Annotated in this window: 21 protein-coding genes; 9 read left to right on the forward strand and 12 right to left on the reverse strand. The window is 42.9% G+C overall.

All coding sequences use genetic code 11. The annotated features are described in order from the left end of the window. Positions 1-13: 13 nt before the first annotated feature. On the reverse strand, positions 14-1633 hold the full coding sequence (locus V202x_RS19020) for an arylsulfatase (protein ID WP_145178278.1): 1620 nt from the start codon (positions 1631-1633) through the stop codon (positions 14-16). A gap of 249 nt (positions 1634-1882) precedes the next feature. On the opposite strand from V202x_RS19020, the gene V202x_RS19025 reads away from it, so the two are divergent. Then, positions 1883-3076 carry a PP2C family protein-serine/threonine phosphatase gene (locus tag V202x_RS19025; RefSeq protein ID WP_145178280.1) on the forward strand — a complete coding sequence of 398 codons (1194 nt, stop codon included), beginning with the start codon at positions 1883-1885 and terminating at the stop codon, positions 3074-3076. A gap of 69 nt (positions 3077-3145) precedes the next feature. Continuing rightward, positions 3146-4108 carry a bestrophin gene (locus tag V202x_RS19030; RefSeq protein ID WP_145178283.1) on the forward strand — a complete coding sequence of 321 codons (963 nt, stop codon included), beginning with the start codon at positions 3146-3148 and terminating at the stop codon, positions 4106-4108. A gap of 31 nt (positions 4109-4139) precedes the next feature. On the opposite strand, the gene V202x_RS19035 is transcribed toward V202x_RS19030, so the two are convergent. From V202x_RS19035 to V202x_RS19050, 4 genes are all read right to left on the reverse strand, one after another. Further along, positions 4140-4577, reverse strand: a complete 438-nt coding sequence (locus V202x_RS19035) for a DUF695 domain-containing protein (protein WP_145178285.1) — start codon at positions 4575-4577, stop codon at positions 4140-4142. Beyond that, positions 4574-6529, reverse strand: coding sequence for a cation acetate symporter (locus V202x_RS19040; protein WP_145178287.1), 1956 nt, complete (start codon positions 6527-6529; stop codon positions 4574-4576). Before V202x_RS19040 ends, V202x_RS19035 begins: the two co-directional genes overlap by 4 nt. Next, a complete protein-coding gene (locus V202x_RS19045; RefSeq protein ID WP_144985371.1) occupies positions 6526-6831 on the reverse strand; it encodes a DUF485 domain-containing protein in 306 nt (101 codons plus the stop codon). Before V202x_RS19045 ends, V202x_RS19040 begins: the two co-directional genes overlap by 4 nt. Before the next feature lie 229 nt (positions 6832-7060). After that, the gene (locus V202x_RS19050; RefSeq protein ID WP_197992966.1) at positions 7061-7453 is read right to left on the reverse strand and encodes a ComEA family DNA-binding protein; all 393 of its coding nucleotides are present in this window, start codon (positions 7451-7453) and stop codon (positions 7061-7063) included. A 265-nt stretch (positions 7454-7718) separates the two neighbouring features. On the opposite strand from V202x_RS19050, the gene V202x_RS19055 reads away from it, so the two are divergent. After that, positions 7719-8702 carry an alpha/beta hydrolase gene (locus V202x_RS19055; protein WP_145178289.1) on the forward strand — a complete coding sequence of 328 codons (984 nt, stop codon included), beginning with the start codon at positions 7719-7721 and terminating at the stop codon, positions 8700-8702. A gap of 27 nt (positions 8703-8729) precedes the next feature. Here V202x_RS19055 and V202x_RS19060 read toward each other — a convergent pair whose 3' ends face one another. Continuing rightward, positions 8730-9647, reverse strand: a complete 918-nt coding sequence (locus tag V202x_RS19060) for a hypothetical protein (protein ID WP_145178291.1) — start codon at positions 9645-9647, stop codon at positions 8730-8732. 495 nt (positions 9648-10142) lie between these two features. Here V202x_RS19060 and V202x_RS19065 point away from each other — a divergent pair, with 495 nt between their 5' ends. Together V202x_RS19065 and glgX are read left to right on the forward strand one after the other, a co-directional pair. Then, complete coding sequence (locus V202x_RS19065; RefSeq protein ID WP_145178293.1) at positions 10143-10661, forward strand: hypothetical protein; 519 nt, start codon at positions 10143-10145, stop codon at positions 10659-10661. Positions 10662-11135: 474 nt separating this feature from the next. After that, the gene (gene glgX, locus V202x_RS19070) at positions 11136-13232 is read left to right on the forward strand and encodes a glycogen debranching protein GlgX (RefSeq protein ID WP_144985376.1); all 2097 of its coding nucleotides are present in this window, start codon (positions 11136-11138) and stop codon (positions 13230-13232) included. A gap of 16 nt (positions 13233-13248) precedes the next feature. Here the strand turns inward: glgX and V202x_RS19075 are convergent, their stop codons facing one another. After that, positions 13249-14016: an undecaprenyl-diphosphate phosphatase gene (locus V202x_RS19075; protein ID WP_145178295.1), complete on the reverse strand. Its 768-nt coding sequence runs from the start codon at positions 14014-14016 to the stop codon at positions 13249-13251. 301 nt (positions 14017-14317) lie between these two features. On the opposite strand from V202x_RS19075, the gene V202x_RS19080 reads away from it, so the two are divergent. Further along, positions 14318-14719 carry a thioredoxin family protein gene (locus tag V202x_RS19080; RefSeq protein ID WP_145178297.1) on the forward strand — a complete coding sequence of 134 codons (402 nt, stop codon included), beginning with the start codon at positions 14318-14320 and terminating at the stop codon, positions 14717-14719. 1 nt (position 14720) lies between these two features. On the opposite strand, the gene V202x_RS19085 is transcribed toward V202x_RS19080, so the two are convergent. Together V202x_RS19085 and V202x_RS19090 are read right to left on the reverse strand one after the other, a co-directional pair. Further along, positions 14721-16568, reverse strand: a complete 1848-nt coding sequence (locus tag V202x_RS19085; RefSeq protein ID WP_145178299.1) for a GTPase — start codon at positions 16566-16568, stop codon at positions 14721-14723. Between the two features lie 19 nt (positions 16569-16587). Further along, positions 16588-18498, reverse strand: coding sequence for a GTPase domain-containing protein (locus V202x_RS19090; protein ID WP_145178301.1), 1911 nt, complete (start codon positions 18496-18498; stop codon positions 16588-16590). A gap of 367 nt (positions 18499-18865) precedes the next feature. Here V202x_RS19090 and rpsB point away from each other — a divergent pair, with 367 nt between their 5' ends. From rpsB to pyrH, 3 genes are all read left to right on the forward strand, one after another. Next, complete coding sequence (gene rpsB / locus V202x_RS19095) at positions 18866-19618, forward strand: 30S ribosomal protein S2 (protein ID WP_144985381.1); 753 nt, start codon at positions 18866-18868, stop codon at positions 19616-19618. Positions 19619-19767: 149 nt separating this feature from the next. Continuing rightward, positions 19768-20604 carry a translation elongation factor Ts gene (tsf, locus tag V202x_RS19100; protein ID WP_145178303.1) on the forward strand — a complete coding sequence of 279 codons (837 nt, stop codon included), beginning with the start codon at positions 19768-19770 and terminating at the stop codon, positions 20602-20604. Positions 20605-20718: 114 nt separating this feature from the next. Then, complete coding sequence (gene pyrH, locus V202x_RS19105; RefSeq protein WP_145178305.1) at positions 20719-21486, forward strand: UMP kinase; 768 nt, start codon at positions 20719-20721, stop codon at positions 21484-21486. A 73-nt stretch (positions 21487-21559) separates the two neighbouring features. On the opposite strand, the gene V202x_RS19110 is transcribed toward pyrH, so the two are convergent. The 3 genes from V202x_RS19110 to V202x_RS19120 form a co-directional block, all read right to left on the reverse strand. Further along, positions 21560-22339 carry a class I SAM-dependent methyltransferase gene (locus V202x_RS19110; RefSeq protein WP_144985384.1) on the reverse strand — a complete coding sequence of 260 codons (780 nt, stop codon included), beginning with the start codon at positions 22337-22339 and terminating at the stop codon, positions 21560-21562. Positions 22340-22512: 173 nt separating this feature from the next. After that, positions 22513-22971 carry a hypothetical protein gene (locus V202x_RS19115; RefSeq protein ID WP_144985385.1) on the reverse strand — a complete coding sequence of 153 codons (459 nt, stop codon included), beginning with the start codon at positions 22969-22971 and terminating at the stop codon, positions 22513-22515. 311 nt (positions 22972-23282) lie between these two features. Further along, positions 23283-24146, reverse strand: a complete 864-nt coding sequence (locus V202x_RS19120) for a hypothetical protein (RefSeq protein WP_197992967.1) — start codon at positions 24144-24146, stop codon at positions 23283-23285. Between the last annotated feature and the right edge of the window lie 77 nt (positions 24147-24223).

Genomic DNA, 24223 nt, shown 5'->3' on the forward strand with positions numbered 1-24223 from the left:
TTCAAATGAAAGTTTACTTTTTTCGATAAAAGGCCGGACCTTTTTTACGATAGCCGGGCTGAGGTAATGTTTCCCAAGGGACAACATTTGACTTTTGAGCCCATGTCTTCCAGGATTTTGAAAGTGTAGAAACCAGTTCCGGATGTACATTCGCTAGATTAGTAAGTTCGCTTCGATCACGATTCAAATTGTAAAGTTCCCAAGCTTGTTTGTGTTGTTTGACGAGCTTCCAATCTCCCTGACGAATAGCTTTGTTGCCTTCGTGCTCCCAGAAAAGTGTCCGTTGTTCCGTTTTCTTTGGATTCTGAAAGATAGGTAGCAGGCTTGTTCCTGCCAGGGGAGTAATTTTCTGCCTCTTTTTCATAGTCGGGTACTTTGCTTTTGAAACATCAACGCAGGTTGCCATCAGGTCTATCACGTGGCCTGTTTGATTCGTCCAGCCACCCGTTTGTTGGATTTGTGCAGGCCAACGCACAATCAGAGGTGTCGAGATACCCCCTTCATGCATCCACATTTTATGAAAGCGGAAGGGAGTGTTACTAGTGTTGGCCCAGCCAACTTCTGCGCAGCGGAATGATTCACGCGTGCCAGTCGCTGCACCTGGTTGGTGCCCCCGGTCGATAAATTCTGCACTGGCACCGTTGTCGGACAAGAACAGCACCATGGTGTTGTTTGCGCTTCCCATGTCTTCGATTTGCTGGAGTACCTTGCCAATTCCTTGGTCCATGTTGGTGATCATGGCAGCGTACACAGCCATTCGCAGGTCCCACTCTTCTTGCTCAGCTTGGGAGAGTGTGTTCCATTGTTTCGCATCAGGATCACGGGCAGAGAGCGGGCAATTAATCAGGCCCATCTCTTGCATCTTCTGGTGACGTTCTGCTCTGAGTTGATCCCAGCCTGTTTGGTATTGTCTCTGATAGCGGGTAATATCGGCTGGTTTGGCATGTAGTGGAAAATGAGGAGCTGTATATGCCAGATAGAGAAAAAATGGTTTGTCCGTCTTTTCCTGCGAGTGTTTTTTTAAGTAATCAACGGCCCTTTGACTAAAGGCGTCCGTAATATAATAATCTTCTTGAGGCGGTTTCGTCAGGCGATTATCTTCATAAAGTAGTTTGGGAGCAAAATAATTCCCACCTCCTCCTGTTCCGTATGCATGATGAAATCCGCGACCAAGGGGCCAGTTCTCATTGGCTTTCCGCATGCGATACGTGAGGTGCCATTTACCAACGTGGTAACATTGATAGTTAGCAGATGAGAGCACTTCAGCTAGACTGACGCAGTGTTCATTGAGTTCCCCCTGATAACCTGGAAGTTTGTCGTTGCGATTCATCCAGCCCATACCTGCTTGGTGTGAATAGAGTCCCGTCATCAGCGAAGCGCGGGTCGGGCAGCAGCGGCCAGCGTTATAAAACTGAGAGAATCGTAGCCCCTCTTGCGCTAATTGGTCTAGATGTGGCGTTTCGATTTCAGAGCCATAACACCCGAGATCAGAAAAACCGAGGTCGTCTGCCAGAATAATGACGATGTTTGGTTTTTTACTTTCAGTTGCTGAAAAGCAGGGGCAGGTTTGAAAAACAACTAGTAACAAAAACCCATTGATGAGACTTCGAACAAATAATTTATGATTAGGCAAAAAAGGCTCCTTGCTTAAAACGAATCATTAGAATGAAAAATGGACTTGTTCAGTTTATTACAGAATTGTAATCGTCCTGTGTTCAAAGAAAATGTACACGTCTGATAACCCGATAGTCTAAGTTATTAATGAAGTTTTTGGGTTCCTGCTAACACGCGATTCAAATAGATTTATGTCGATTTTAGACTATTAATACTATATGATGTTCCAGTTAAATTATAGTGAATTCGATTTTATCAGGGGCCATATATGCGAATTCTTATTGGTTGGGACAATCCAGAAGAGAGCGATCTTATTTCGCTCTACCTTGGAGTCAGTGAAAATGACTTGGTCATCTGTAATACGACTGAAGAGTTTCTCTCACAAGTTTTAAATGGACAGTCATGGGATATCATTTTGATGTCCATTATGAATCCCGACCCTCAAACGGCGTTTGAGCATTTCGAGCAAATCCGTCAGAAACATCTTGATACTCCCGTTGTGGGTGCCTGTCCGACTCAAGGGACGTTTCATGTAGCCCGTTTTTTAACGGCGGGAATGCGTGCCTATATTATTCGAGATGAAGGGGGGGACTTTATGTTCCTCCTTGAAACAACATTGCAGAGCGTTGTTGATTCTGTCAAAGCGGAACGTGAACGATTTGTGGCAGAACGTTTGCGCGAAGAAGTCGAATCGGTACGCAAATTACAAGAATCAATTATCCCGAGTGATCTCATCTCTCCTGAGAGATATGATGTGACGGCACGATATGAATCGTCACAGATTCGTGTGTTTGGCGGACAACCTGTGACTTTGGCGGGGGGAGACTATTACGATGTCTTCATGCTGGACGATGAAAATCTGGTCTTGTTAGTGGGAGATGCATCGGGGCACGGAATGAAAGCCTGCATGTCGATTATGACGATGCACACCTTAGTGGGCATGATTCGTTCGAACAAGTATCTGGATACCGCGGCTTTTGTTTCCGATGTGAATGATCGCCTTTGCAATCAGGCGATAGTGAATGATGATGGTGGCTTTATTACTCTGCTCTATGGGATCTTAAATTCGAAGACGAATGAGTTTCAATGGACGTCAGCAGGAGCACCGATTCCAATTGTGCATGAACTGGAGACAAATAAGACATATGAATTAGGCACAAATGATGATGGTGGGCTCCCGCTTGGAATAGTGCCCGATGTCGAATACGACATCCATACCTCGATTCTGCCTCCTAACAGCCGGCTGTTGATTTTTACAGATGGGCTGGCAGAGGCGTTCCCTGGGGAAAAAGAGAGCTTCGGCGAATTTGGAATTCCTGGCATAATGCAATCATTGCAAGCGTCTCGGTCTTCTCAATTGGAATCGGCCTTGGAGAACTTGTTCCGTGATTCCAACGCTTTTACAGACGGATCTGGCAGGCACGATGATACATCAGTTGTATTATTGGGGCGAAAAAATTAGAGTTCCTTTATTCTCTAACGCGAGATTGACTGACAAATTACGTCTAATTGATATAGGGAAATTTCATTTATGGCCGCTGATGCCGAATTAAATCTTTCGTTTATCGAGAAAAAACTAGGAACTTTAGGACGTATCTCTCTCTATGCGGGATTATTAGGGGTGTATAGTCTTATCCCCGTACTCAAAAATCATAGCGAAAGACTGCTGATCGCGCTTGGATTCTCAGAAACCCATGCTAAAGAGTTTTTGAGTTTGGGTGACATGTCTTCCGATTTACATACGACTCTCGGGTTAGTACTTGGTCTACTACTCGTATTCAGGACAAACAGTTCCTATGCACGTTGGTGGGAGGCCCGCCAACTATGGGGCAAGCTGGTAAATGTCAGCCGAAATATGGCAATCAAATTTCGTGAATTCACTAACTACGGTGCTGATGAACTTCGGGAGCTGGGAAATTTAATTGTCGCTTTTCCCGAAGCATTGCGGGACCATTTACGCGAAGATGATGACTTTGCCATGTTTCCTGAATTGGAGCAAATAGACCCGCCTCCCCGTCATATTCCCGCTTATATTGCAGATCTCGTTTACCGCAAAGTGATTGGCTGGAAGAGATCGGGTGTGATTGATGGCGATGAATTAAGAGTTCTGGATTCTGAGATCCGTGAATTAATGGAAATTTGCGGAGGTTGTGAGCGGATTCGCCGGACTCGTCTTTCGCCTTCTTATCGTCTGTTTGTTCGTCACTGTATTTCGCTCTATTTGTGTACGCTTCCTTGGGGATTAGTAGATGACTTCGGGTTCTGGACTGTGCCTCTAACAATCATATTGGCCTATTTCATGATTGGGATCGAAGTGATTGCGCATTCCGTTGAAGAACCATTTGGTCTGGATGAAGACGATTTGGATTTGGATGGCTTGTGTATTACGATTCGTTCTACCGTGAACGAAATTTTGGATCGATTTGGAAAGAATGCCTGTGAGATAGCACGACCAGGCGATTCTACAGTTGAAGTAACGCATTCTACTTCTTGAGAGCAAAGAAAATAACCTGAAGAAGATAGTATTATTTTGTTATCTGTTGCATGAAATTAGAATAAGCATACCAGTCGGGGTCTGATTCCGTGTGAATGTCAATTGGCAATTCCGGCAGATCAGCCAGTGCTGCATTGAGCGCCTCTAGAGCTTGATCAATATGTTTAACATACCATTGCCATTGACAGATCTGGTTTCCAGTAATCAGCATTGTCGGATAACCACTACCCGTATTCAGCCAAGTTTCTTCCAGCCGTTCTTCAAATTCATTCATTCTTTGCTGATCTTCCGCAGCAGGCATACCGGTGTCATTAGGTGATTGGTAAGACCAGATAATCTCAATTCTATCTGGAAAATCAGCAGTAGAAATCGCTTCCGGAATCTTTGGTAGCAATCGAAAGAAGACAGTATACTCGTCTTCAAGTGCGGTTGCCGTCAACCATTCTTGCTCTGATGGATGCTCTGTCACTGTTCAGTTCCTACAGATTTCTGTTGTGTTAAGAGTGAAACAATTACCAGGGTTAGAAAGCCTAATGGAATTGTAACCAGACCTGGTTGACTGAATGGAACGATGGCGCTCTCTGGTGAGAGTCCATAAACGCCTTTATAAGTGTCTGCACTTAGCAGAATCCATCCTAATGAGGACATCATACCGACAAAGATTGCAGCTGTAATGCCCTGTTTCGTCGTCTTGGACCAGAATAACAGCATGACTAAGGCGGGTAGATTTGCAGAAGCGGCAACGCTGAATGCCCAGCCAACTAGATAATTCACATTGAACTTCTCAAACAGAATTCCCAGAATAATAGCGATCACACCGACAACAACTGAGGCGATTTTTGCAATGCGGACTTTTGCAAAATCGTTCATTTCGATTTTCATGAAGCTCGACATCAAGTCATGTACGACAGCACCACTAGAAGCAATAATGAGTCCACTCACAGTTCCCAAGACGGTCGTAAAAGCAATCGCAGAAATTACCGCGAACAGCCAGTCACCGATACTTTTGGCAAGAAGTGGGGCTGCCATATTAGAGTTCGTTACATCAAGCGCTCCACTGGTCATGGCTCCGAAACCCATAAACAATGTCAGAATGTAGAAGTAGCCTATACTTCCGATACCAACAATTGTACTTTTCCTGGCACTCGCTTGATCCTTGACTGTGTAATACCGGATGAGAATATGGGGAAGTGAAGCTGTCCCACAGAACAAAGCAAGCATTAAAGACAGGAAGTTTAATTTCCCCCAAATATCATCGCCACGTATACCTGCGAACTTGGGGTGATTGCCCGGACTGAGAACTTTTTGGCCTGATGTTGGCTTGGGGAAATAGATGGTCAGAACTGTACCATCTTTTTCTTTGATCGTTTCGGAGCCCCAGAGGATCAATTCACTCTCGCGGATTGTACTGAGAAATTCCGCAGGTCCCAGAGAGCCTGTTTTCGTTTCGTTATTTGGTAACTTACTGATGCGCCCCACAGGATAGAAATCGGTTTGTCCTTCACCGCTTCCTTGAGGCAGTCCATTAATAAGAATCGAACCATTTTTATTTTTTTGTTGATATTGCGTTTCCGATAGAAAGAATTGTTGCTCTGAATTTTTTGTTAATTTCCAATAACTGACAATTTTATCTTTGGTGAGCTGAAGAAAACCTTTTTTTGCCCAGGCTCCTTGGTTCAAAGGAATCAGTGTGTCTTTGTCATCCAGTTTTAATTCTGATTTCCAGTAATCGATATTATCGGAAGCAGCAGGACCAAAAATCTGGAAGTGATGTGTTGGTTTTCCATGATTTTCAGGATCTGTTGAAAGACCTCGTTGTAGGATCAGGACGGTCAGAACCGTGCTGAAGATAACAAGCAATGAACCTTTCAGGAATTGCACATAAGTCGTACTGACCATGCCTGCTGTTACAACAATTAAAATGACAATCGTTCCCACCATCAGCACGCCAACATAATGGGGGAATCCAAGTAGCGGTGTAATTAAAACGCCGGCACCGACCATTTGTGGGATCAGATAAAAGATACTGACTACGAGAGTACTGATGGCAGCCGCCAGTTTAATACCCCTCGATTGAAACTTACTGTCTAACGCGTCGGCAAAAGTGAAACGCCCCATGCGTTTGAGCGGTTCTGCAATCACAAAGAGTGCCACAATCCAGCCAGCCAGATATCCAATGGAGTAAAGAAATCCGTCATAACCATAGAAGGCAATCATACCGCAGATGCCTAGAAACGAAGCTGCAGAGAGATAATCTCCCGCAAATGCGACTCCGTTAATAAACCAGTGGATCCCACCACCGGCAGCAAAATAGCCTTTTGATGATTTTGCTTTTGCGCCGAGCCAGAAACTAAGTCCCAGTGTAATGGCGACAATGACTCCGAATACAAGCACTGCCATGAAAGAGGGCTCATAGATCATTGAGCTACCTCCTCGTTTTCAGAGCTTGAGGAGGAAAGATCATTACGGCATAACCACCCATAGATAATCGCCAGCACAAATGCAGCGATAATTAAAGTAAAGCCATAAACTATTGCCAGATTTAATCCAGCAAAAACAACGACCTCCATTTTTGCAGGAGAGAACGTATTTAGAAAAACGAACCCGCCATAAAGGACAAGATAAACGGCGAATAGCTTGAGACCCCAACGAGTATTACGATTAATCGTCTCGATGTTTTCTTGCTCATCAGGCTCGTTGGACCCGTGGTCAAAACCTGCCATAAAAAGTAAACCCTTTAATTGAACGCGAATTCGGGCGTGATCAGCCAGAAGTACTGGATCAGGAGTATTGTTTGAAACGCCTATTCAACCCGGAAATGAGCGAGGAATCAACTAACAACAGACAGCACAGGAGAAGAATTGAGAATCTGAGGACATTTAATTAGAAAAAAATGAGTCGGTGACCCAAGCGTTGTGATAAAAATGAAACAGGACTTGATCGTCTGCATAGTTATTCAGGGGAAATTGGTATTGGTTTGAAATAAATTCGGTTTTCATTTAGTTTTACTGGGCCAATATTTTTGACCATCAATAAATCATCAATCGACTGGAAGGGGCCATGTTCGTCTCGGTATGCAACAATTCTTTTTCCCAAGACTGGGCCAATTCCCTTTAATTGTGCAAACTCAACCCATGTCGCCTTGTTAATGTCAATTTGATAGTCATAAGGTAGATGGTTTTGTCTTTTGATTTCTATCGGTTCAGTACCCCAGCGGGAAAGTTGGCCAATATAGATTACTGCGAGAACCAGAATCGCAATCAAGAGCGTACCCAGAAAAAACTGGTCATCTCTTTGCAGTCCCAGAAATGGTTTCGGGATTTCTTCAGGATGTTCTTCCTGCATGTGTCTTCTGCCAATCAAATAGTAAAAAATGACATAAAGAGTCGTTCTGCAGTTTGAAAATAGTGTTGTCGTATGGCTCAACTATGAATAGTAGGGTTGATCGTGGTGTTGTTAAAGGGCTTAAAACTACAGACCACTAATTGACCTCGCTACAAATTATCCATAGAATAAAGGTATAAATTAGTTAACATATTGGATAATCGGGATCCCCCGAAACTGCAAGCTTGAAGCCGAAAAGATTTTATCCCATCTATGAGGAGTCCCTGTGAAAAACTTTTTCCTCTGTATGAAGAAGAGTCAGTTAGCCCAACCAGTTTTAACATTCATGGTCATTTCACTTTTGACTACGAGTGCATTGTATGCACAGGGTAAAGACTCAAAAGGGCCTCCCAAGCCGAAAGAAGTTACGTTAACAGCGCAAGGTGGTTGGCCAATTTCTATTACTTATTACGAATCGAGTAATGCCGCTGATGCGCCCGTTGTTGTGCTTTTACATGGGAAGGGGGGGAGTAAAAGAACGTGGGATAACCAGTTTGCCCCCATCTTACAGCAAAATGGATATGCAGTCATTTCCGTTGATTTGAGGAAACATGGGAAAAGTAAAGGGAACTCAGCTGACCAAGGGGGAAACAAAAATCAAAAAGGGAGAACGAAGTCAAAGTTGTCCTCATTAGATTACAAGGCAATGATTGCCCTGGATATGGAAGCAGTCTGGAGATTTCTCTATAAAGAACATCAGAAAAAACGCTTGAATATGCAGAAGACAGCAATTATCGCTTCAGACATGAGTGTTCCAATTGCTTTAAATTATGCCCTGTTTGACTGGAGTAAAATTCCTTATGATGATGCACCTGTGCTCGCGGCCAAAACTCCCAAAGGACAAACTGTTAGAGCAATGGTATTAATCTCACCGGTTAACAGTGTAACAGGTGTTACCTCTGCTCGTCCTGCGATGCGATTGCGAGATCCATTATTCGGAATCAGTTTTTTAGTATGTACGACTAAAAGTGATTCACTTGATCGAGGTTCTGCCAAAAAACTATTTACGCAGTTGTCTCCAACTCCCGTTCCAAAGGAGCTGAAAACGAAATACGTGCTTGAGGAGTACCGTGGAAAGCTTCGAGGCACTGATATGCTTGGGAAGCGTTTAGGTCTTGAAATTGATATTCTTAAATTCCTAGACAAGAATCTCAAAAAACTACCTGGTGACTGGTCTGATCGAAGGCCGCGATATGATCGTGAAGAATAGAGTTTCTCGCTTATTCTGATCGGAATTTCAGGCGGCTCTGCGATTTTCTCGCTGTGTTCCTTGTTGCTCTGATATTTCAGAGTGAGGCAATGTATTCATAGCGATTCGTTCAGATAGAGCCGAAATTCCTTTTTTGATTTCTTCCACTTCCTTTTCTTTTTCGGCAAGCAATACTTCAAGTCGTGCGATACTTTTTTCAGGATTGCGATGTATTAAACGGTTCACAACTTCCAGTACCAGCATTGCGCGATAAAGCTTCATAATCAAACTTTTGAGCCGAAAAACCCGAGCTGATTTTGTGAGTTGTTGCAGTCGCAGTAACCCGGTGATTCTCAACGCCCTCATAAAGGCAATCATTGGTAGGCAAATAACGGCGAGATCAATCCAGTGTTTCCGGCAGTACTCCAAGCGTTTTTCTTCTATCGAAATCATCACAATGAATTCCAGTGTGAATGCAAACCAGATAAAACCGGTCGCGATTGCAGTCAAGTCAGCCAGCATGGCGCTGGATTCAATTTGCTTTTGCCAATAAAGTTCAACGGCAAACAAGGGAAGTACTAATAGTGCTATCAATAGTAGTGGCACAGAAAATGATTTTCTAATCCTCTCTCGAAACTCTGGTGTAACTTCCTGCCAAGCAAGAATCGGAAACCAGATGGCCCGTCCCGTCATTTGGTCGCGTGCACAGATTCGTAATGGTGGAATGAGGCAATAAAGTAGATTGAATTTCCACCTTGGACTTCCAAGTGCTATGTGGATTACTGCTTCAATAATAAATAATGGGTAGATCAGAAAGAGACACCAGTTGCAGATGTCTAACGCGATTCCCGGCGATTCCACATTAAATAAATGCAAAGTACCAGCAAAAAAAACGAGGAACAAAACAGTTCCAAAAAACATAGGGGCTGCCGCTAACTGATCGACTTTTTTGATGTATTGGTTCATAGATTGGGTGATCAAAGAATTTGTTGAAATGAAAAAATTCTACAGCATGAAAATGAAGGGGGGGAATTTATAAATAGTATCGGCAAAAGCGCCTATTCAGAATAATCGGATCTGTCACCAGCATTTGAAGCTCATGATTATCAATATGATGACATGTATCCATCTGGAATTAAAACTTAAATCCTTTTATATCCGTACTAAGTAGTAAATGATGCTGTTAAATATTACCTAGTGTGAATCGAACCTTCTTTGGAGAGGTCATTTTGTATTTATGGTGTCGTAATTGTTACAAAAAATACGTGTAATGTGTCGCGTAAATGATTTTGTTGTGTTTCTGTTAAAGATGTAAGTGCTTTTTGTGATTGTTGATAAGTATTGATGGGCTATTTTGAATTCTCGTTTTGGCATGGCGAATGCAATTGATATTATTCACCACTCGTTGGTTTAAATGATTACAGTTATTCAGCAATAAAATTAAAATGAGGAGAATTTAAGATGACACGTTTATTAACAACATTGTCAATATGTTTGGCTTCGATGCTGCTAGTTTCAGATCAGGCAAATGCAGCTGATCACAACTCAATTGGTTTTGCATCAGAGACTAAGACCGCATTTTTTCAACCACGTCCTGGTGGCGTGTTAGATGTAGTGACATCACCATTTAGAGCGTTAACTTCACCAGTCAGCTATAGAGGGCATCAGTCTTATCGTGGACAATCTATCTATGGAGGAGCCAATTGTGTGAATGGTCGATGTTATCCGACTGGGTATCGAAGCCCTTGTACTAACGGAAATTGCTCAACAGGCTATGGTTATAGTAACTGTCCTGGAGGAAACTGTGGTACGACTCGTTACCTGGCACCTTACCAAAATCATACAGGTTATCGAGGGACGAATTGGAATTCTACACAGCAATATCCGACCTATCGTCCAGCTTACCAACCTGTAAGTCGGCCAGTTTACAAGCCTTATACCCCAAGCAATTCTATCCGTAATGATCCTTTTTTCCGGTAATCTGAAAGTGTGATTATTAAGAAAACAAGATTCTTAAGACAGGGTTTACAATGCGGTTAAGAACATACTGAGCTACTGTTTTTTCAGTAGCTCAGTTTTGTCTATTTTAAAAGTGTACTGTGTAAATTTGTTTTACTTGATTAACTGCTTGGAACAATCAGATAATATGTATCTAACCTGAGTTTTAGTTGAATAAAATACAAAAGGCTTATTCTCTCGATCTTTTTTGTTGGCAGTCACCGATCGCAGATAACTAACTTAGAAGTCAAAAAAGACATGATTATTCACTGGGAGTGCGCCGAAGTATAGGTATAGTGATTAGTAATAGTGGATGTGTTGTATATTGACATCTAATACTATGAGGAGACGAAATCACCAAGTAGAATTGAAAGTTCTGTTTTTTCGACATTCACAAAAAGACGAAATTTTCAAGGTGATTTGTTTAAAAATGTTTTTAGTGGAATAGGTTAATTAATGGGTCGCGAATTGGTACATTCTTTAAGTTCCCCGATTCACTCAATGCATACATTTTCCTATGGAGCAGTTCCACAGGATAATGGAGTGCATTTTTCTGTATATAGCCGCTCAGCAAAGGCGATGTGGTTGCTGCTTTACGACCATGTTGAAGATTTAGAGCCGTCAGAAGTCATTAAATTCAATCAAGAATATGGGCGATTGGGAGATATCTGGACCGCTTTTATTTCTGGAATCGGGCCAGGGCAACTTTATCATTTTCAAGCTGATGGTCCTTTTCAGCCAGAGATCGGTCAGCGTTTTGATAAGCGGGCTCGTCTGATAGACCCTTATGCCAAAGCATTGGCTGGTAATTTCCAACCTTCACCCGATGGTATTGTGCGCCCGCCGAAGTGTGTTGTCGTCGATGATCAATTTGACTGGCACGGTGATCGACACGTTAGACATCACTTGGCTGATACGGTCATTTATGAAATGCATGTGCGTGGATTTACCAATTCACCCACTAGTGGCGTTGAAAATCCTGGGTCTTATTTAGGTGTAATTGAAAAAATTCCCTACCTGATTGATCTGGGAGTAACAGCTGTCGAATTGATGCCGGTTCATGAATTTCCCATGAACGAGCCAGATGGTTCTTTTACAGATCATCAAAACTATTGGGGTTATGAAACTCTGGCTTTCTTTGCACCTCATCGAGGATTTGCAACTAATCCAGAACCTGGGGCTCAGGTTCGCGAATTCAAAGAGATGGTTCGTGCTTTACACGAGGCTGGTATCGAAGTCATTATGGATGTCGTTTTCAATCACACGGCTGAAGGGAACGAGAATGGCCCCACGCTTTCTTTCAGAGGCTTAGAAAATCAAGTTTACTACCATCTTGATCAAGGTGGGAAATACTATAAAAACTATTCTGGTTGTGGAAACGCGATCAATGGTAATCACCCAGTTGTCCGAGAGATGATCTTTCACTGCCTCAGGTACTGGACTTGCAACTATCACATTGATGGTTTCCGTTTTGATCTGGCCTCTATCTTAAGCCGTGATAGAAGTGGAAATCTTGTGCCAAGTCCTCCTCTGGTTGAAGCTATTGCTGAAGATCCTTTGTTGGCAGATACAAAACTCATCGCAGAAGCCTGGGATGCGGCCGGTGCCTATCAAGTGGGTTCGTTCTCACACATGCGTTGGGCTGAATGGAACGGGCGATACCGTGATGATATTCGGCGTTTTTGGCGCGGAGATGTTCCGACATTGGGAGACTATGCCACTCGGCTTTCTGGTTCGAGCGATCTCTATCAACAAACTGGTCGTGAACCGTTTCATGGTGTGAATTTTATCACGGCCCACGATGGGTTTACTTTAAATGACCTCGTGAGCTATGAACACAAGCATAATTATGCGAATCGCGAAGACAACCAGGATGGCGAAAACAATAATATCAGTATGAATTTTGGTGTTGAAGGACCTACTGATGATCCAGCCATTAACGGAATGCGAGAGCGGCAGATTAAGAACATGCTCGCGACTCTGTTCCTGAGCCAGGGCGTTCCAATGCTCCTCTCTGGCGATGAATGCCGCAGGACGCAACGTGGGAATAATAATACATATTGTCAGGATAATCTTATTTCCTGGTTCGATTGGTCGTTAATCGAAAAGTACAACGGTTTATATCGATTTTGCAAAGAGTTGATTCATTTCCGACTTTGTGAGCCGACATTAAGACAGCGAAAATTTCTCACAGGACACTCAGATGGTGTTGAAAAGCTGCCTGATATCAGTTGGTTCAATGTGATGGGGCAAAGTGTAGATTGGAAGCAAGATACGCATTGCCTCTTGTCAATTCTTGGAGCAAGACACTCTTCGCGTCGGGTTCGCGATGGTTCTGATATCATGATCTTGGTGAATTCCTCTCCTGATGCACAGGCATTTGAGTTGCCAGTTGGTATCAAACCCAAGGAATGGAATTTGACAATTGATACTTCCGCGCAGTCTCCGCTTGACATTTTCCCCAAGCGAGATGGAGCAACATTACATCCAAGAGTCTCAGTACTACCTGCTCGTTCATTACGTTGTTATGTGCGACGTGACACACGTCGATGAAATTAAATGCGCTATTTCAAACTAACTGCATGATGACAATGAGAATTCCCAGCGGGATGCACCAGTATGCGAAGTAGTGTAGCTTTCCTTTCTCTAGCCAACGGACCAGTAATCCCAGTGCGATTAAACCAATAATGGCAGAGATTACCGCTCCCATAGCCAATAGGCTTAACGGCGTGCTGACGTGTTTATGCGTTAGCATTTCGATTACCTCAAGAATAGTGGCGCCCAGAATCGCGGGAATCGCTAGCAGGAAAGAAAATGTGGCTGCGGACTGCCTTGACATTCCTGTGAGCAAACCTGCCACGATCGTACTACCGCTGCGAGAAATGCCTGGCAGAATCGCTACTGCCTGCGCGAAACCAACAACTAACGCTTGCTTGTAAGATATTTCCGTGTAGCTTTGTTTTGTCGGGGGAATGCGGGGAATTAATAACAGAAAGAGCCCTGTAATGGGTAGCATACAACCTGCTAGTAATGCGCTTTCCAGCATGTGCTCAGCAAATTTTTTTGCAGCCAAACCAATCACGACCACAGGAAGTGTGCCCACAATCATAAGTGGAACGACTCTTCGGTCTTGAGTCATTAGTAATATGATTGTTCTGCGATAAAAAATCAGTATTGAAAGCAGAGTCCCCGCATGTAGGACAATGTTGACATCGGTCTGATCTGCCTGAATACCAAGTAGGTTCTCGGCAATGACTAAATGACCTGAAGAACTGATCGGAAGAAACTCACTAATTCCCTGAATGATTGAGAGCAGGGTCATTTTTAACCAGGTCATTTTGAAATCGTTCCCAGGGAAAGGCGTGTGTGACTATTCTTCTATGGGCAATTCAGATGAAATTATAGCTGAATGGGAGATGTGTCGTAAGTGTAATGAAATTAGAGGTTTGAGATGTGATTGTGCGTGTCGTTGTTGGTAGAAACCATGAGAGGCTATTCAAGAGACTCTATAACGAGGAATTTAAATCTTGTCAATTTGAGTCGACTTTGACGGTTGAATGGGTTGGGGAGAGTCGTTATCGTGGCTCGCTACTGTCAAAAGTGCTTTCAATCTGTTTCTTTGATTGTGATGGAAAACAATGAATACGCTCATACCTGTGACAATGGTGTTATCTCTTTCTTTGGCGCCGATGAAAACAGTGGAAATGCCTCAACTGCCAGAGCATGTCGTTGAATTATTTAAAATGGAGAAAGATGTATCCAATCATCAAATACTCCTGTTTACTGCTAGTTGGTGCCCTGCTTGTGTGCAGATGAAAACAAACGAATTTCCCGCGCTGAAAGAAAAGAACTGGGATATTGGTTCGGACAAGTCAAACCACATTCGAGTCATCGATGTTGACCAGCATCAGGACCTAAGCGACAAGTATGGTGTGCAATCTTTACCGACTCTGATATTATTAATCGATGGCAAAGAAGTCAGCCGGTCGGGAGCACTTAATGCTTATAGTATTGCTGAGATGTTCTACAATCGTAAATAAATTATTGTGAAGTCATATGCGGTGCTTCAGAGCCACTACCTGGTATAGCCTCAGTTACTTTCCAGGCACCCAGGATTTTGGAAGTAGCAACCTCAGTTCGTAGTTGATGAACTTCACTTCTCATGCGTTCGAGTGAGTGTTGTAGAAAGTGGACTTGCTGACATTCTCTTTCTAAATGCGGAAAAAGTCCGTGGGATAATTTTGCTTTTGCGAGATTGTCAGAAAGCTGGTTGATTTCCTGTTCGAGGCCTCGTTTCAATTTTCTGGTAAACATCATCACCAGAAAACCAGACCAAATTAGAAAAATCACGCCCGCTGTGACATAAAAATCAATGGCGAGGATATGTGTTTCATCCAGAAACGAATCGTAGAAAAAATTCTTTCCAATTCGGACCAATGCATAAATAACCAATGAGAGAAACAGAGTCTCGTACAAAATTCTAGTGAACCATCCCGAGTTTTTATGCGCTAGCTTTGTGATAATACCGTCAATCTTTGTGCCAGCATCATTCAGAAACTGTTCTTCGACGGAAGCGGCCTCTGATTGAATATTTTCCAGCGAGCCGGAAAGGTGTGCCTGGGTTGTTTCAAGACCTGCTTCCTGTGCATAACCATCGATTAATAATTGAGATTCTCTCAGCTTATTGTCATCCAACCCAAAAGATCCGATTCGCTTTAAGCGGTCTTCTGTCGCGTGTTCTTTTTGACGGTTTCCAATCCACCGCGCGCCTTGAAGTGCTCCAATCAGTGCGACTTGTGCAGAATTTCTTGCTCGAAATAAGCTGGCAGAAGCAAATAGATTTCCCAAGCCATTATAAACACGTAGCATTGTAGAAAACGGGCTGAAGCCCCAAGAGTCAGAGACGCAGGAGAGTAATCGCCGTTCCCAGAGATTACGGCTGATGAGTAACTCTTTACGGAGTTCTTGAGACATTTGAGTCGTGAGTGCTGCCTGTTGTTGTTTTAGAAATGATTCCAGTTCTTGAATGGCTGGTAAAGCGGTGTTTATTTTTTGTGAACAATGATCGATGGCATTCTGAATTAATTCGAGCAAATTCGCACGCCTTACCTGCAAACGCTCCGATTTCCCAAGTTGTGTACTTAAGATGTTTTGTAGATTAGCAAACTCTTCTTGTAATGGTCGATCAGCCAGTTGGTCTTCCAGGGCTCGTACGGAGTCGACAAAGTAAATTTCTGGAACTTCAAACTGATGCGAAAGTTGCTGTTTCCAATCGTCTCGAATGTCTTCATCTAAACTTGCATGAGTTTGTACAAAGATCAGACGGCGACCAATGGCTGCCTCTTTTAGTTCTTCTGAAACACGCGATGATCGATATTTCTGTTGAGTTGAAGTGTAAAGCAGGATATCACACAGCGGGATGATATGTTGCAAGCGGGTGAGATTATTTTCCTCTCCCGTGGATTCAGAGGTGTCAGGATCTGGGCAGTCAATGAGAATGATGTTACGTAGTTCATCAATTTTCTTTTGTTCAACCTGAAATTGACTTAAGTTTAATCCTAGGCGATCCAGGTCTGTTTCTGTATGAGCAATGAGGACTGGTTTTGTCGTGGTCGGACGTTGTCGGCCTGATGTTGTGCAATAAGAACCAATTAACGCATTGACCAAACTACTTTTACCCGTACCTGTTCCACCAAAGGTCGCAATGACCAGCGGGGATTCAAGACGTACGCGTAACATATCCAGCCGGGGTAGTAATTGGCGAATCACTGTCTGACAGTGGTTTGCTGTTTTCCAGCCGGTTTTCTGCTCACTCCATAATTTGAGCTGGTGAATTAAACGATCCACGGCTGCCAGCATTTCAATTTGGGCTAACTCAGATGTAGGCATTAGGAATGAATTCCTGTTTTTAAGTTCTTGTTTCTATTACAGAAAGTTGGCCTAACTGTTTTTTTAGTTCCAATACCGAATTCTGTACTGTCAGATAAACTTCAGAATCGGGAAGGTCAACGGCTGATTTTAGTTCCTCTGGAAGTGTTTTCAATAAGTGTTCTCGAACAGCGTCCGCCAGCCATTCCGTGCGTCGTTGTGCAAATACTGCGTGAAATCTTCGGAATTTTGCTTCAAGATATCCTATACCTGTTGACGCAGTGCTACTAACTGCTGTCTCTCCCACGGTGGTTGCCGCAGCCCCTCCGGCAACATCACCGGCTACATTTACCACTGACTGAATCATGGTATTAGTTACGAGCTGGGTACCCGCATCGCCAACCGCGCCAAAACCAACAAAAAATAAACCGACGCTCAAGGCAGGTCGCGCTACAGCTCCAACTCTGTCTAATTGTTTCAAAAACGTATAATATTGTGGGCTTTCATTTTTAAAGAATGCCATTTCACTATTGATTAACTCTTGAAGTTGAGCAGTGAGATCTAAATCAGAATGCTCTTGATGCAGAGTCTTCAGTAGTTGTTCGCGCGAGGTGCCACTAAGTAATGTTTTCAGTCGATTGGTTAATAATTCGTTTCCTAATTCGCTGACGAGCATAAGGCGGTCATAAATTCGTTCAATCGTTTGTAGCACGACAGACCATTCTTGTTCGCGATAAAGTTCCATGGGAGGGCGTTTTTCTTCGGTTCGTAAGGATTTGATATAGCGAAGCGGCCACAGCACTCCCGATCCAATTGTATTATAAAAACCATGTACCTGAGCTGACCAACCTTCTCTTTGAGATTGCCACCACTTGCGGACAGCATCAATGATCACAGTATTCGGTACCGCAGGCCAATTTTCGATTTCCGCCAATTCATGTTCCGAGAGTAACTCAGAAGCAGAACGAAACTCATTACTGCGAGTTTTGATCTCCCGGAGATAGGCGGGAACCCCGGTGTCTTGTTCGACGAGATAGTTTAAAGCGCCTTTCAGTGTTTGAACTTTGATCTCCCCAAAATGCAGTTGAGATAATACCTCCATCAAATCGCAGGGAGCATCAGAAGGAGCGGTATTAGTGTTGACTGGATCAGTTTGAGAGTTTGTTGGTTCAAATGACCGAGCATAAAAAGGTAACTGCAAGCTGGTAGCGGCTTGACGATCATTGGGAGCAATGAAAACAAATTCAGGCCGTACTCCGGTTTCATGGCTGAAAGTATTAAGCCACAAAGGCCAATAAACTTCATCGTCTGGCAGTTCGCATTGATTGAAGATGGTGATGACGACTTTGTCTTCGCGAGCTGCTTCACGAAAAAACTGTTTTACAGCGGCATCATTGTATTTCTGTTGTGTTAACACTGTGACCAATACATCCGCGCATTGTCTGATTCGTTCTGCACGTTCCCAATTCACTTCCGCATCGCTGTCGATGTCTGGTGTATCCAGTACAAGTAAATTAGAGGCCAGAGTTTCACTACTTTTCCAAAATAACAAGTGTTGCTCATCTACTTTGAGGGGATCTTCAGGAGATGACCAGGGAGTCATCTCAAACCCCTGAAAAATTTTGTCCAAATTATGGTTTTGTTCAAAGTTTTTAGGGACTAAACAGACTGGGTGTCTTGTCTGAGATGCCAGGGGACTAATGGCGCTATTTTGTTGATTCACCAAATGATTGAAGATCACACTCTTGCCGATATTGGTACCACCTACGACAGCAACGACCAGATAGACATGGTCGGAGAGTTGTGGGATCAATTTTCGTTGCAGAATTTCAAACCATTCACGATCATTGAGGCCTGAGAGATCAAGCCGGTTGGTTTCCCTTTCGAGCGCAATCAGATTGTCTCTGAGCTGTTGGGTGAGATTGGAAAATTCGTGCAGGGTAGATGACATTTCGAAAAGAGATCACAAATAAAAGGGAGTTTTTGATTAATAGATTCGTTATATGGAGTCATTTCTTACAAAAATCGAAGGTAATTCAGTATATCGCGTCCCTGGATTCAGGATGAGTCCAATTGGCCATTCGCAGGCTCCAAATTCGATTCAATTCAATGAATTAACGGTCGCAAGGTTTGACGGGTGCAAATAACTCCGATACTATCCTGCTGTGAGCAGTTCTTTGCGTTTTGTCGCTCGGGTTGCGCATAGCTATCTTTGTAGGATATTTTGACGCCTTCAATAGCTAAGTCTATTGATTGTAATTATTTAAGAACGTGGCCCATCGAAGGTCATGTGCCCATTTAAAAAGAGGAGTTTGAAAATGTCAGATTTAGTTGTGAAAGAAATTCTTGAAGCGGGTGTCCACTACGGCCATAAGACCAGCCGTTGGAACCCTAAAATGCGTCCTTATATCTACGGACGTCGGAATCAAATTCATATTATTGATTTAAAAGAGACCGTGCGTGGCATTATGCGCGGGAAACGCTATCTGGAACGGGTCGCTTCTCAGGGTAGCTTAATTCTATTTGTAGGAACCAAAAAGCAGGCACAGGGTCCCATTAAGGAAGCAGCAATCGCCAGTGGAATGCCTTATGTGACCGAACGCTGGTTGGGAGGGGCTTTAACAAACTTCCGCACAGTTCGTGGTCGGTTGAAACGCCTGGAAGAATTGGAATCGTTTGACGAAACAGGCGAAATTAATTCCTATTCCAAAAAGATGCAGTCTACTTTGCTGCGTGAAAAGCGAAAGGTATTTCGCAATCTGAACGGGATTCGCACGATGAACCGTTTACCTGAAGCTTTGGTTGTGGTTGATCCCACCAAGGAGAAAAATGCTGTCCATGAGGCACACATCTTGGGAATCAAGGTGGTGGGGCTAATTGATACCGATTCAAATCCTGATGAAGTCGATCTGCCCATTCCCGGCAATGATGATAGCATTCGGTCTATCCGATTGGTGATGAATCAATTGGCATCTGCTATTATTCAAGGTAAAAGCAAGCTTCCTGATACTGGTAAAAAAGACGATGGCGAGTCCGGTGATGAAGAGCATAAACCAGTTCCTTCAATATAGTAGAAATGCCATTAACAAATTGTGATGTTGATCTCTTCTGACCAGATTGAGCAAATGGTAAACAGAGAAGCATCGAACAGAAAACATAGAAACCAGTCTAGCATTAGAATCAATTGAGCTTTCAATTGATTTCAAAGGAGATTAGAGAGATGGCTGAAATTACAGCTGCAGCCGTGAAAGCATTACGTGAGATTACTGATTTGCCCATGATGGCTTGTAAGAAGGCGTTGCAGGCAGCCGAAGGCGACCAGGAAAAAGCGATTGAAATTTTGCGTGAAGAAGCGGGTAAAATTCAGCTAAAACGTAGTGGAAATGACACGACAGAAGGTCGGGTTACTGTTCTTTCCAGTGAAGATGGGTCTCAGACCGTAATGCTGGAAGTTGTCTGTGAATCTGCTCCTGTGGCGGGAGGAGAAGACTTAGTCAATTTTTCGAATGCTTGTGCTAACCAGCTGCTCGCAAATCCTAATGTCAACTCGGTCGAAGAGCTGATGACGTTACCATCTGAAAAATCACCTGGAAAAACATTGAATGATGATTTCATGGATATGCTCAACAAAATCCGTGAAAAAATTGTCGTTTCTCGTATTGCTCGTTCTGAAGGTCCGACAGGTGGCTACGTTCATCACGATGGCAAAACAGGAGTCTTGTTTCAGGCATCCGGAGAAACAGCTGATGATGATTTGTTACGAGGAGTTGCAATGCATATTGCCGCCTTAAAACCAGTTGCCGTTAATGAAAACGAATTAGATTCAGCATTGGTTCAAGCAGAACGAGATAGGTTGGTTGCCGAAGCCAAAGCAACCGGCAAACCAGATAATATCATTGACAAAATTGTTGATGGTCGTATGAAAACATTTTTTGTTGAACAAGGGGTATTGGTTTATCAGCCTTATGCAGTTGATGATTCAAAAACAGTCGGTCAGGCTTTAGCTGAAAAAGGGCTGGAGGCTGTTTCGTTTACTCGTTCAAGCATCGGCGATTAGTCTTATGAAAACAGAGGACGCATGTGTGTTGATATCGCGCATGCGTTTTTTATATTTACAATGTAATAATTTTTGTGCTGACATTAAATTCTACAAACCATGAGGATTCCACGGATGACTGATTCTCCCGCTCCTTTAATTAAGCCTGCTTATAAGCGTGTTCTGCTCAAGCTGAGTGGTGAAGTATTCTGCCGCGATGGAGAAGGTGGAATTAGTATGTCTGAACTGGAGTCGATTTCTGCTCAAATTAAACGACTCGTTGATTCAGGAGTCGAATTGGCGATTGTCTGTGGTGGTGGAAACATTCTGAGAGGTAAACAGTTTTCTTCTTCAAGTGTCGCCAGTAATCCAGCAACAGCTCACTATATGGGGATGTTGGCTACAGTGATTAACGGTTTGGCATTACAAGATGCGTTAGAAATGGCAGGCGTGCCCACACGTTTACAAACAGCGATTCGAATGGAAGGTGTGGCAGAACCATTTATCAGGAGACGCTGCATTCGTCATCTGGAAAAAGGTCGTGTTGTCATTCTGGCAGCGGGAACAGGTAGTCCTTTTGTAACAACTGACACAGCGGCTGCTTTACGCTCCCGTGAGATTGACGCAGATATTCTCTTAAAGGCAACCAAAGTAGATGGCATCTATTCAGATGATCCGGAGAAAAATCCGCATGCAGTTCGCTTTTCAGAGATCAGTTATCAGGATGTGCTGCATAAGAATCTCCAGGTAATGGATGCTCAGGCCTTACATCATTGTATGGAACACGGCATTCCCATTTTGGTTTTTAACTTCCGTAAAGTGGGAAACATCGAAAAAGCGGTAGGCGGCGAGAATATTGGAACGCGTGTACTACCTACTGAGGAATCCCGGACTGAAGGGTAATTGGAGTCTCCGGATCGGAATGATGTTTTGGATCGCTTCTACAGAAATACTAAAATGTTCTAAGAATCTATGCTTATTTCTTGCGTAAGATAAATACGACATCTTCTGTTTGCGCGTCAAGTTCAATGACAAAGTCCATTTCGTACATAAAGTCATAAAGCTCGACTAATTCTAGCTCAGGTACTTTCGAGAGCAATGCTTTGAATTGTGGTGCCGTGTAAGTTCTGTAGTCCATCGTATCAAATAGTTGAAATTGACGAGTTGGTGTATAAACATCAAACGTCATTTCGAGATGCTCGTTTCTTTTCTTGAGATCGGTCTCAATCGATTGCATATGTGAATTAATCGAAAGATTGCCTCTGCGTGCTGACCAGCTTTCACTTTGCATTGGTTCACCCACAGTCGGGGTTAGGTGGATTCCCAAAATATAAAGTCCGCCGGGTGAAAGTGCATCAGCCACACATTTCAAATGATTCTCTGCGGCAGTTTCTGAAGGAAGATGTCGAAAACTGTTGATGGTATTAAAGGCAGCGTCAACCGGCTTTCTTAATTTGAAATCTGCCATATCTCCCAGTACGGCAGAACGAGGAAAACCAGACCGTTCTAAGCGATCGTTGCAGTATTTAATGGCATGTTCATTCAGGTCATTTCCGGCGACTTTAAAGCCCGCTTGCGCAAGCTTTATCAGCAAACGCCCAGTGCCACAGGCGGGTTCGAATACTTTTTTTACTTTTCTCGTAGCATGTTTTTCAAAACAGTTTTGTAAGAAATCAAATTCAGCTTTCCAATCATCACCAAAAATTAAGTCATAGTATTTTGGATAGTCATAAAGATGTCCTTTGATGGTTTCCATAATTCTTTCTAACTAATCTGCACAGGACTTCATTGAGATGTTTATAGAACAAAGAGATTTGAATGCACCAGGCTTTTAGAAATGAATCTAACAAAAAAACCTTGAGCAGATGTTATAGCCTGCTCAAGGCCGATGTTCAACTAGAAATGAATGATCAAAGTGATTCGAGTTACTTAGAGTGATGAACTTTTTTGATCTGATTCTTGGACAAGATCACCAGGACCGTGAACGTAGTCTACCGAGGGATCGTTTCCCAGTCCGAGATAAACAGAAATGGAATAGTTTTTAAAGAACCCTTTCCAGGTGTATTCTTTCATTTGTTTACACATATTTGTGTATTTATCAGCGGGACGGGTTCGAACAACAGGAGATCCTACAATGTATTTGTCGATGTCCGAAATACGCAAATCTTCGTTGATTTCCAGTTTTTCGTTTTGTGCACTTTGCAGCGCAATTCCTGTTTCATTGGCATGAGTTTGGGCATAAAAATCAACCATTGCCAGACAGAGAACGATGAGTCCTAACGTCCAAACTGTGATTTTAATTCCTGTTTGATAATAGTTTGTTGTTAAAAATTTGCTTGAAGGATAGCCGGAACGCGCTTCAGGAGCGTCGAATGAAATAGTAGACATTTTTGAGCCTTTCTAAATATCCTACTAAAGGTGGGTGTAGGCATGGGGTGGGAAATCAAGGCATTTCAATTTGATTTAGGTTGGTTTATGAAAGCAGGTGAATACTACCTCCTGTTGGTTAATTTAACGATGTCAACGAGTTAATTTTTGGTGATTGACCTGACTTTTCGAATTACAATTCAGCTGATAAGGCCATTGAATAAGAAAGTAGGCTGACTGTCATTCTATGTTATGAGAATCGATAAGGGCTTGGCAAGTCATATTTAAGAAATTGCATATGATGTGTGGTCATATGGTTACATGTTTTGTCATTATCCCATTTCGTCATCGTCAAGTTTTACCTCTTTGATGATAAATTGATTCAAGTCAAATTCACCTTTTAGTTCTGAATCAATCAACTGCAGCCTCATTTCAATCTTATGTAATCGTGCTTCTAAAGCAGGATGGAATATTGGTTTATCTGGTTTTGCCAGGGGCCTGGGAACTTCTGGATATCCCAATTGCCGTTGGAGTGCCGCGAACATATATAAGGGATCACGGTTATGATTGGCTTTCGCAATTCGACCATCTTGTTTTGTGAATAAAACAGGAAATTGAGGTACAAAGTTCTCATTTCCCGGAAGTCTTTGTTGTTCATCGACAAAATGCTGAGAGCGAAGATACAGTAAGTCAGCGAAGTCGATGGATCCCAGTTGTATCTTGAGTTTTCGAATCCATTTTGACCAGTCATCATCATATATCGTGTCTTTTGAAATGGCATCTAATCCAGCCTGATATCCCAATCTGTTGCGGGCAATACATTCAAATTGGTAAATAAAGAGCCCGGAACTGCTGGGCGACTCTGATCGATATTCCGCTTCGCGTTCCAGAATTTTTAAACCCGTTTTCTGATCGAATTTTGATTTATCATCTTCCGCGTTTTTCAAAATGAAGGTTTGGAATGGGGTGAAATAATGAGATAGTTTTTCCATTCCATCTGAAATTCTGCCTGTCAAAAGCAGCTCACCCTTCAGAAAATCGATTGCCATTGGTAGTTTTGTTGTGGCAAGTATTTCCTCATAGATCGTAGCAAGAACAACCTGTGAAGGAATGGCGTCTTCCAAACGCTCACGATAGTTTTTGAAGAAGTAAGCTTGTTCAATGTATTCTTCACGATCAAGGGGCAAATGCTTCATTGATTCTCGTTCGAAATCATTTAGTTCTGAAATTCAGTAAAAGATATAGCATTAAACTATTATACAGAATTGGCACC

This window comes from Gimesia aquarii (assembly GCF_007748175.1).
GTDB classification, from domain to species: domain Bacteria; phylum Planctomycetota; class Planctomycetia; order Planctomycetales; family Planctomycetaceae; genus Gimesia; species Gimesia aquarii_A.